The organism is Pseudomonas sp. PB106 (assembly GCF_009764645.1).
Classification (GTDB): Bacteria; Pseudomonadota; Gammaproteobacteria; order Pseudomonadales; family Pseudomonadaceae; genus Aquipseudomonas.
Genome location: NZ_RWIM01000020.1, coordinates 1 through 10,558 on the forward strand (window position 1 = coordinate 1; position 10,558 = coordinate 10,558).

A 10,558-nucleotide genomic window follows, 5' to 3' on the forward strand; every position below is an offset into this window, starting at 1 on the left:
CAGCTCCTACAGGGGATCGCATTTCAGTGTAGGAGCTGCCGAAGGCTGCGATCTTTTGATCTTCAACCATGTTCGTGTTCTGCCGCGCGCTCGCGTAAACTTGCGCGCTTCTCGCAGGCCGCTAGGCTGCAATCAATATTTTTTCAAAGGTGCCCGCCATGCCTTGGCTGCAAGTACGTCTCGCCATCAGCCCGGAACAAGCCGAAACCTACGAAGACGCTTTCCTTGAAGTGGGCGCCGTGTCGGTGACCTTCATGGACGCCGAAGATCAGCCGATCTTTGAACCGGAACTCAACACCACGCCGCTGTGGGCGCACACCCATTTGCTGGCCCTGTTCGAAGGCGGCACCGAGCCCGGCCCGGTTCTGGCCCATCTGGAACTGCTGACCGGCAGCCCGCTGCCCGAGCATCACAGCGAAGTCATCGAAGATCAGGATTGGGAACGCAGCTGGATGGACGGTTTTGAACCGATGCGTTTCGGTCAGCGCCTGTGGATCGTGCCGAGCTGGCACGCCGCGCCTGAGCCTGATGCAGTCAATCTGCTGCTGGATCCGGGTCTGGCCTTCGGCACTGGTACTCATCCGACTACCGCGTTGTGCCTGGAATGGCTCGACGGCCAAGACCTGAAAGACTGCAACGTGCTGGATTTCGGCTGCGGCTCCGGGATTCTGGCGATTGCCGCCCTGCTGCTCGGCGCTAAAGAAGCCGTCGGCACCGACATCGACGTGCAGGCGCTGGAAGCCTCGCGCGACAACGCCGGGCGCAACAACATCGCCGACGAACTGTTCCCGCTGTACCTGCCGGAAGATTTACCGCAGGTCCAAGCCGACGTGCTGGTCGCCAACATTCTGGCCGGCCCGCTGGTTTCGCTGGCGCCGCAGCTGTCCGCGTTGGTCAAGTCCGGTGGGCGTCTGGCGTTGTCGGGCATTCTGGCCGAGCAAGGCGATGAAGTCGCCGCCGCTTACGCGCAGGACTTCGATCTCGATCCGATCGCCAATCGCGATGGCTGGGTGCGCATCACCGGCCGTCGGCGCTAATATGTCCGCCTGCATAATCCGGATCGCCGCATGACCGACAGCTTCGTCACCCAGTGCCCGCATTGCCAAACCAGTTTCCGTGTCAGCCATGCTCAATTGAGCGTGGCCCGCGGGGTGGTTCGCTGCGGCTCCTGCCTGCAAGTGTTCAACGCGGCCAAACAGCTGCTGGAACAACACGCCGGCAAGGACGCGGTGACGCCGGTTGCGCCATCGATTGTCGAGCCATTGCCGATCAGCGAGGCAGCTCCGGTTATCGAGCCGCCGCCCGTCGTCGAGCCCCCAGCGCCTCGCGCCATCAGCCAAAAGCAATGGAGCGCCTCGGCGCTGGACCTCGACAGTCTTGATCTGGACGAAGAGCTCGCCCGCCTCGAACAACGGGAAATCCAGCCGATCAGCGAATTCGGCCGTCCACGCGAAGACTCCCTGAGCGCACGCCGCGACAGCCCGGAGCCAGATGAAACGCTCTGGCGCGACAGCCTGTTCAGCGAACGCACTGATGAACACACGACCGAGTCCGAGGCAGACGAGCCTGAAGTCGCCGACATCGAACCGGTCAAATCCGAGCGCACCGAACCCTCGCTGTCGCTGGAGCCGGTGGATCTGGATGACGAGCCGGCCATTCCGCAACTGCGCCTGCACGACCCGATCGACCCGAACGCTCGCCGCGAACGCTTTGCGGCCAGCGACGAAAGTGATGACGACGTTCTCCCGTCGATCGCGCCGGTGCGCAAAAAACGCGAACGCGCAGAAACCAGCGTACGCGCCGAAGCACTTCAGGATCTGACTGACGATCCGCTGCAACTTGATTGGCAGAAGCGCCGTTCACCGTGGGGCCGACGCCTGCTGTGGCTGCTTTTGGTGCTGATCGCCGCCGCAGGACTTGGCGGCCAATACGTTGCCTATCATTTCGAGGAACTGGCGCGCCAGGACCAATACCGGCCCTGGTTCCAGCAACTCTGCCCGCAAATCGGCTGCACCGTGCCGTCCAAGGTCGACATTGCGCGGATTAAGAGCAGCAATCTGGTGGTACGCAGTCACCCTGAGTTCAGCGGCGCACTGGTGGTCGACGCGATCATTTATAACCGTGCGACGTTCTCCCAGCCGTTTCCCTTGCTGGAACTGCGCTTTGCCGACCTCAACGGCCACCTGATCGCCAGTCGTCGCTTCAAACCCGGCGAATACCTCAATGGCGATCTTGAAGGCATGGCGGAAATGCCGCCGCAGACGCCGATCCATATCGCGCTGGATATCCTCGATCCAGGCCCGAAAGCGGTGAATTACAGCCTGAGTTTTCATTCGCCCGAGTGAATCGCTTCACCGTTTCCCGATTGACGGCAGATTTCTGACTGCACGTGGTGCAACCAAACCACTGGCAATAACAGAATAACTGTTCAGATTTTGTTCAATTCAGCCTTTATCCAGTCATCGAGAGCGGGTATCATGCCAACCCTTTTTCGAACTCTCATGATCCGGCCCCACTTCAGGGAAGTCCTATGTCGGCGGTACGCATCGGCCCATATACATTGCAGAACGGCTTGATCCTCGCCCCAATGGCGGGCGTCACCGATCAGCCCTTTCGTCAGCTGTGCAAGCGTTTGGGCGCAGGGCTTGTAGTCTCGGAAATGGTCACCAGCGACATGAGCTTGTGGAACACCCGCAAGTCGCGCCTGCGCATGATCCACGAAGGCGATCCCGAGCCGCGCTCGGTACAGATTGCCGGTGGCGATGCACAGATGCTCGCGGATGCGGCCCGGGCCAATGTCGAGTTCGGCGCACAGATTATTGATATCAACATGGGTTGCCCGGCGAAGAAGGTCTGTAACAAGGCTGCCGGTTCCGCGTTGTTGAAGGACGAAGCACTGGTCACCGAGATCCTGCACGCTGTCGTGGCGGCGGTTGATGTACCGGTGACCCTGAAGATCCGCACCGGTTGGGATCGCGACAACAAGAACGGCCTGACCGTGGCGAAGATCGCCGAGCAGGCCGGGATCACCGCGCTGGCAGTGCATGGCCGCACTCGCGCCGATCTGTACAAGGGCGAAGCCGAGTACGACACGATTGCCGCGATCAAGCAGGCGGTGTCGATTCCGGTGTTTGCCAATGGCGATATCGATTCGCCGGAGAAGGCCCGTTACGTGCTCGACGCGACCGGTGCCGATGGCCTGTTGGTAGGCCGCGCCGCCCAAGGGCGGCCATGGATTTTTCGCGAGATCGATCATTACCTGCGCACGGGCGAGAAATTGCCGGCACCGAAACTGATCGAGGTGGAACACATTCTGCTAGAGCATCTGGCTGCACTTCACGCTTTCTATGGGGACGTGATGGGCGTGCGCATTGCTCGAAAGCATGTGGGCTGGTATCTCGCAACCTTGCCGGGCGCCAAGGAGTTTCGCGCCCACTTCAATCGTTTGGATGGTACGGAAACACAATGCGCCAATGTTCGGGAGTTCTTCGCCGAGCATTACAAGAGCCTGACAGGGGACGAAGAAGGGGTGGCCGCATGACGATGATGACCGAGACTTTAGTGAGTGGAACAACACCCGTGAGCGACAACGTGAATTTGAAACAGCACCTCAACACCCCGAGCGAAGAAGGTCAGACCCTTCGCGGGAGTGTCGAGAAGGCGCTGCACAATTATTTCGCCCACCTTGAGGGCGCGTCCGTCACGGATGTGTACAACCTGGTGCTCTCCGAAGTCGAGGCTCCCCTGCTCGAAAGCGTGATGAACTACGTCAAGGGCAACCAGACCAAGGCCAGTGAGCTGCTGGGACTTAACCGCGGCACGCTGCGCAAGAAACTCAAGCAGTACGATCTGCTGTAAGCATTCAATCAAACCAGAAAGGCGCCCGCGTAAAAAACGGTCGCCTTTTTTGCTGACTTCCTTTGCTTTTGATGGAAATTGAGATGACCGACCAGACTACCCGCCTGCCGATCCGCCGCGCCTTGATCAGCGTTTCCGACAAGACCGGGATCCTCGAATTCGCCAAGGAGCTTGAAGCTCTGGGCGTCGAGATCCTCTCCACCGGCGGGACGTTCAAGCTGCTGCGCGACAACGGTGTTGCCGCAGTGGAAGTCGCGGATTACACCGGTTTCGCCGAAATGATGGACGGTCGGGTGAAAACCCTGCACCCGAAAATCCACGGCGGCATCCTCGGTCGTCGCGGTATCGACGACGCGATCATGAGCGAGCACGGCATCAAGCCGATCGATCTGGTTGCAGTCAACCTCTACCCGTTCGAAGCCACCATCAACAAGCCAGGCTGCGACCTGCCGACCGCCATCGAAAACATCGATATCGGCGGCCCGACCATGGTCCGTTCGGCAGCGAAAAATCATAAAGACGTAGCCATCGTGGTGAATGCCAGCGATTACGCCAGCGTCCTCGAAGGCCTGAAAGCCGGCGGCCTGACCTACGCTCAGCGTTTCGACCTGATGCTCAAGGCGTTCGAACACACCGCCGCTTACGACGGCATGATCGCCAACTACATGGGCACCGTGAATCAAGCCGCTGAGACCCTGAGCACCGAAGGCCGCAGTGAATTCCCGCGCACCTTCAACAGCCAGTTCATCAAGGCTCAGGAAATGCGCTACGGCGAGAACCCGCACCAGAGCGCGGCGTTCTACGTTGAGGCCAAGCCTGCCGAAGTCGGCATCGCCACTGCGACCCAACTGCAAGGTAAAGAACTCTCGTACAACAACGTGGCCGACACCGACGCCGCGCTGGAATGCGTGAAGAGCTTCGTCAAGCCAGCCTGCGTCATCGTCAAGCACGCCAACCCGTGCGGCGTGGCAGTCAGCCCGGACGCTGAAGGCGGCATTCGTCAGGCCTACGAACTGGCTTACGCCACCGACACCGAGTCGGCGTTCGGCGGCATTATCGCCTTCAACCGTGAACTGGATGCCGAGACCGCCAAAGCGATCGTCGAGCGCCAGTTCGTTGAAGTGATCATCGCCCCAAGTGTCAGCGAAGAGGCCCGCGCCATCGTTGCGGCGAAAGCCAACGTGCGCCTGCTGGCCTGCGGCGAGTGGTCGGCTGACCGCGCTGCTGCGTGGGACTACAAGCGCGTCAACGGCGGTCTGCTGGTGCAGAGCCGCGACATCGGCATGATCAGCGCTGATGACCTGAAAGTCGTGACCAAGCGCGCCCCGACCGAACAGGAAATCCACGACCTGATCTTCGCCTGGAAAGTCGCCAAGTACGTTAAGTCCAACGCCATTGTCTACGCCAAGAACCGTCAGACCATCGGTGTCGGCGCGGGCCAGATGAGCCGCGTAAACTCGGCGCGTATCGCTGCGATCAAGGCTGAGCACGCCGGTCTGCAGGTCGCCGGTTCGGTGATGGCCTCGGACGCGTTCTTCCCGTTCCGCGACGGTCTGGACAACGCGGCCAAGGTCGGCATCACTGCGGTGATCCAGCCGGGTGGCTCGATGCGTGACGCTGAAGTGATTGCTGCTGCCGATGAGGCTGGCATCGCCATGGTCTTCACCGGCATGCGCCACTTCCGTCACTGATTTTTCGCTCCCTCTGCATGCAGGAGCAATGTAGGAGCTGCCGCAGGCTGCGATCTTTTGATCTTGTCTTTTAAAAGAGCAACATCAAAAGATCGCAGCCTTCGGCAGCTCCTACAGGGTTTGAATGCTGAGGTCTGGTAGCGCCCCACAGATTTTTGAGGTTTTTGAAATGAATGTTTTGATCATTGGCAGCGGTGGCCGTGAACACGCCCTGGCCTGGAAAGTGGCTCAGGATCCGCGCGTGCAGAAGGTGTTCGTTGCACCGGGCAACGCTGGTACGGCGATTGAAGCCAAGTGCGAGAACGTCGCCATCGACGTGCTGGCCCTTGAGCAACTGGCCGACTTCGCCGAGAAAAACGTTTCCCTGACCATCGTCGGCCCGGAAGTGCCGCTGGTGGCTGGCGTCGTCGACCTGTTCCGCTCCCGTGGCCTGGATTGTTTCGGTCCAACCGCCGGTGCAGCGCAACTGGAAGGCTCGAAAGCCTTCACCAAGGATTTCCTCGCGCGCCACAAGATCCCGACCGCCGACTACCAGAACTTCACCGAGATCGAGCCAGCCCTGGTTTATCTGCGTGAAAAAGGCGCACCGATCGTGATCAAGGCCGATGGCCTGGCCGCCGGTAAAGGCGTGATCGTCGCCATGACCCTGGCCGAAGCCGAAGACGCCGTACGCGACATGCTCGCCGGCAACGCTTTCGGTGACGCCGGTTCGCGCGTAGTGATCGAAGAGTTCCTCGACGGCGAAGAAGCGTCGTTCATCGTTATGGTCGACGGCAAGAATGTGCTGCCGATGGCCACCAGCCAGGACCACAAACGTGTTGGCGACGGCGACAGCGGCCCGAACACTGGCGGCATGGGTGCCTACTCCCCTGCTCCGGTGGTCACCGCCGACGTGCACAAGCGCGTTATGGATCTGGTGATCTGGCCGACCGTGCGCGGCATGGCCGAAGAAGGCAATGTCTACACCGGTTTCCTCTACGCCGGTCTGATGATCGACAAGGCCGGTAACCCTAAGGTTATCGAGTTCAACTGCCGCTTCGGCGATCCGGAAACCCAACCGGTGATGCTGCGTCTGCAGTCGAGCCTGGTGCTGTTGGTTGAAGCTGCTCTGGCGCAGGCGCTGGACAAGGTCGAAGCGCAGTGGGATCCACGCCCGAGCGTCGGCATCGTGCTGGCCGCTGGCGGCTACCCGGGCGACTACGCCAAAGGCGCGGCGATCAACGGTCTGGACGCGGCAGCGAAGCTGGAAGGCAAAGTCTTCCACGCCGGTACTGCGCTGCAAGATGGCCAGGTCGTCACTGCCGGTGGTCGCGTACTCTGCGCCACGGCAATGGGCGCAAGCGTCGGTAAAGCTCAGCAGCAAGCTTACAAGCTGGCAGCGGCCATCGAGTGGGAAGGCAGCTTCTACCGCAAGGACATTGGCTACCGCGCCATTGCCCGTGAACGTGGCGAAACCCAGGAATAAGCTGTGCATCAAGTCCGGCGAGGGATACCCTTCCTCGCCGGGCTGTTCCGCCGCCGCGCATCGTTATATTCTGGCATCAACCTACGAAGGGATTTCGCCGTGCGCTGGCTCAGGATTGCCATAAGCTACACCGTCACGTTGCTGACCTTGCTCTGCATGCTCCCGGCCCAGGCCGCGCAAGGCAGTGGCTGGTCGGTATTGCTTGACGACCAAGGCAGTCTGCAACTGAGCGATATCCGCTCGGCTCGCTACACCAATCAATTCAGCCCCATCGACCTTGAGCGCCTCACGGCTGCCGAGCCCGATGGCGCCTTGTGGCTGCGCTTCAGACTGGCGCCCGGCAAGCACGAGCAAGTGCTGCGGATCTTCGCCCCGGACCTGTCACACCTCAATCTCTACGTGCTGGACGGCGACAAGCTGATCGAGCAACGCAACACCGGCACCGACCAGCCTCAGGCCGAACGGCCACTGCCAAGCAGCGACTTCATGCTGCCGTTGCCCTTGAGCGACAAACCGCTCGATGTCTATCTGCGCATGGTCTCCGACCATCAATTGCGTCCGCACGTGACCCTGCAATCGGCGGTGATGAGCGCAGCCAATCATAACCAGACGCTGCTCTTCGGCCTGTTGTTCGGCTGCCTCGGCATGCTGCTCCTGCACAACCTGGTGCGCTACGCCTATTCCCGTTCGCGCAGCAGCCTGTGGCTGGCGGTTTGCGAGGGCCTGCTCGGGTTGAGCCTGTTGCTGCTGCTCAATCTCGCCGGCCCGTGGCTGCCGAACTGGCATGCGATCCAGACGCCCGGCGCCTATCTGGCGTTGCTGATGACGGCCCCGGCCGGGTTGATGTTCGCCTATCGATTTTTTGCCCCACTCGGCCCGCACCCGCTGAACAAACTGTTGCTGGGTGACATTCTGTTCATCGCCACCTGCAGCCTGCTGTTGTTGTTCGTCAACACCTTGCCGCTGAACATCATTACCTATGCGCTGGTAGCACTGGCCGGCCTGAGCATGTTGTTCGTCGCGTTCTATCACTGGCAGAAAGGCTACCGCCCGGCGCGGCTTTTCGTGGCCGCCATGGTGGTGTTCAACATCGGCACGCTGATCATCCTGCCCGCGCTGCTGGGCCTGACCCTGGTGTCGCCACAGGGCTTGATCGTGACGTTGATGGTGTTCGTCTGCATCAGTGGCCTGCTGATGAGCATTGCGTTGGGCGAGCGTCAGCGCAGCATCACCGAAAGCCGTTTCAGCGTCAGCCGCGACCTCGCCGCGAGCAACGCCGAGATCAATGCCAAGGCCGAATTCCTCGCCAAGATCAGCCACGAAATCCGCACGCCGATGAACGGCGTGCTGGGCATGACCGAGCTGTTGCTGGGCACGCCACTGTCGGTCAAACAGCGCGACTATGTGCAAACCATCCATAGCGCTGGCAATGAACTGCTGACCTTGATCAACGAGATCCTCGACATCTCCAAGCTCGAATCCGGGCAGATCGAACTGGATGATGTGCAGTTCGACCTTAACGCCCTGATCGACGACTGCCTGAGCATTTACCGCGCCAAGGCCGAACAGCAAAACGTCGAACTGATCAGCTTCATCCAGCCGCAAGTTCCACGGGTCATCAGCGGCGATCCGACACGCCTGCGCCAGACGCTGTTGAGCCTGCTGGAAAACGCCCTGAAAAAAACCGACGAAGGTGAAGTGCTGATCGTCGTTGCTCTCGACGAGCGCAGCAGCAAACCGCGCCTGCGCATCGCCGTGCAGGACAGCGGTGCACCGATGGAGCAGGAAGAGCGTGACGCATTGATGCACGCCGAACTGCACAGCAAGCACTTCCTGTCGGCCAACCGCCTGGGTGGCAACCTCGGGCTAGTGATTGCACGGCAACTGATCCGCCTGATGCAAGGCGAGTTCGGCATCAAGAGCGGTGCCACCCAAGGCAGCACGCTTTGGCTGACCTTGCCGCTGGACCCGGATCGCCTCGAACACCCGACCTCCGACCTCGACGGTCCACTACAAGGTGCGCGGGTACTGGTGGTCGATGACAACGACACCTGCCGCAAAGTGCTGGTGCAGCAATGCAGCGCGTGGGGCTTGAATGTCAGCGCCGTGCCTTCGGGCAAGGAAGCGCTGGCGCTGCTGCGCACCAAGGCGCACCTGCGTGACTACTTTGATGTGGTGCTGCTCGATCAGAACATGCCCGGCATGACCGGCATGCAGCTCGCGGCCAAGATCAAGGAAGACCCGAGCCTGAACCACGACATCCTGCTGATCATGCTCACCGGCATCAGCAATGCGCCGAGCAAGATCATCGCACGCAACTCGGGGATCAAACGGATCCTGGCCAAACCGGTGGCCGGTTACACGCTCAAGACCACACTGGCCGACGAACTCAACCAGCGCAACAAAGGTCAGGTGGTGTTCCAGCCGCAAGTGGTGACCCCGGCCACGGCCGCAAAAGTACCAAGCGATTTCCGCATCCTCGTCGCCGAAGACAACACGATTTCGACCAAAGTGATTCGCGGCATGCTCGGCAAGCTCAACCTGCAGCCAGACACCGCCAGCAACGGCGAAGAAGCGCTGCAAGCGATGAAGGCCCAGCGTTACGACCTGGTGTTGATGGACTGCGAAATGCCAATCCTTGATGGCTTCTCCGCGACGCAGCAACTGCGCACGTGGGAAGTCAGCAACCAGCGCATTCGTACGCCGATCGTCGCGCTGACCGCGCACATCCTTGCCGAACACAAGGAACGTGCACGGCAGGCCGGCATGGACGGACACATGGCCAAACCGGTGGAACTGTCGCAGCTGCGCGAGTTGATCGAGCACTGGGTAGCGCAACGTGATCAGCACAATCGCGCAACCACCCAACCCTCGTAACGCCTGATAGACTCCCCACGACCTCCTTCGCCAGCGAGCCAGCACCATGCTCCATGTGTTGTTCAGCGTTTATCTGAAAATGCTCGTGCTCTACAGCCCGTTCTTCGTGCTGTCCTGCTTCATCAGCCTGACCCGCGGTTATTCGCGCAAGGAACAACGGCGTCTGGCCTGGAAAGTAGCGATCGCCACGCTGGTCTCCAGTGTCTTGCTGTATTTATTCGGACGGGTAATTTTCGATGTCTTCGGCATCACCGTGGATGCGTTCCGTATTGGCGCCGGCAGCGTGCTGTTTATCTCGGCGCTGGGCATGGCCCAAGGCAAACCGGCGGTGCAGGCAGACAACGTGCAGCAAGACGTGACCATCGTGCCGCTGACGATTCCATTGACGGTCGGGCCCGGTACCATCGGTGCGCTGTTGGTGATGGGCGTAAGCCAGCCGCATTGGGACGACAAGATCACTGCCATCATGAGCATTGCGCTGGCCAGTTTCACTGTGGGTGTGGTGTTGTACCTGTCGAACCGCATCGAGCGGATTCTCGGTGACCAAGGGTTGCAAATCGTCAGCCGCTTGATGGGCTTGTTTGTGTGCGCACTGGCCGCGCAGATCATCTTCACCGGGATCAAGGGTTATCTGGTGCCCTGACGTCCGATACGCAAACGGCTGCGG

General features: G+C 60.6%; 8 protein-coding genes. All 8 read left to right on the top strand.

The window, feature by feature from the left end; translation table 11 throughout:
• Positions 1-158: 158 nt before the first annotated feature.
• Positions 159-1,037: a 50S ribosomal protein L11 methyltransferase gene (prmA, locus tag EJA71_RS03945; protein WP_158954490.1), complete on the top strand. Its 879-nt coding sequence runs from the start codon at positions 159-161 to the stop codon at positions 1,035-1,037.
• A gap of 30 nt (positions 1,038-1,067) precedes the next feature.
• Positions 1,068-2,345: a DUF3426 domain-containing protein gene (locus EJA71_RS03950; protein ID WP_158954492.1), complete on the top strand. Its 1,278-nt coding sequence runs from the start codon at positions 1,068-1,070 to the stop codon at positions 2,343-2,345.
• Between the two features lie 185 nt (positions 2,346-2,530).
• Positions 2,531-3,541 (top strand): tRNA dihydrouridine synthase DusB, encoded by a 1,011-nt coding sequence (gene dusB, locus EJA71_RS03955; RefSeq protein WP_158954494.1) that lies wholly within the window; start codon positions 2,531-2,533, stop codon positions 3,539-3,541.
• Complete coding sequence (gene fis, locus EJA71_RS03960; RefSeq protein WP_002555375.1) at positions 3,538-3,858, top strand: DNA-binding transcriptional regulator Fis; 321 nt, start codon at positions 3,538-3,540, stop codon at positions 3,856-3,858. Before dusB ends, fis begins: the two co-directional genes overlap by 4 nt.
• Positions 3,859-3,941: 83 nt before the next feature.
• On the top strand, positions 3,942-5,549 hold the full coding sequence (gene purH / locus EJA71_RS03965) for a bifunctional phosphoribosylaminoimidazolecarboxamide formyltransferase/IMP cyclohydrolase (protein ID WP_007914589.1): 1,608 nt from the start codon (positions 3,942-3,944) through the stop codon (positions 5,547-5,549).
• A 169-nt stretch (positions 5,550-5,718) separates the two neighbouring features.
• The gene (purD, locus tag EJA71_RS03970) at positions 5,719-7,014 is read left to right on the top strand and encodes a phosphoribosylamine--glycine ligase (RefSeq protein WP_158954496.1); all 1,296 of its coding nucleotides are present in this window, start codon (positions 5,719-5,721) and stop codon (positions 7,012-7,014) included.
• A 99-nt stretch (positions 7,015-7,113) separates the two neighbouring features.
• The gene (locus EJA71_RS03975) at positions 7,114-9,891 is read left to right on the top strand and encodes a hybrid sensor histidine kinase/response regulator (RefSeq protein ID WP_158954498.1); all 2,778 of its coding nucleotides are present in this window, start codon (positions 7,114-7,116) and stop codon (positions 9,889-9,891) included.
• A 46-nt stretch (positions 9,892-9,937) separates the two neighbouring features.
• The gene (locus EJA71_RS03980) at positions 9,938-10,534 is read left to right on the top strand and encodes a MarC family protein (protein ID WP_158954500.1); all 597 of its coding nucleotides are present in this window, start codon (positions 9,938-9,940) and stop codon (positions 10,532-10,534) included.
• Positions 10,535-10,558: the final 24 nt, after the last annotated feature.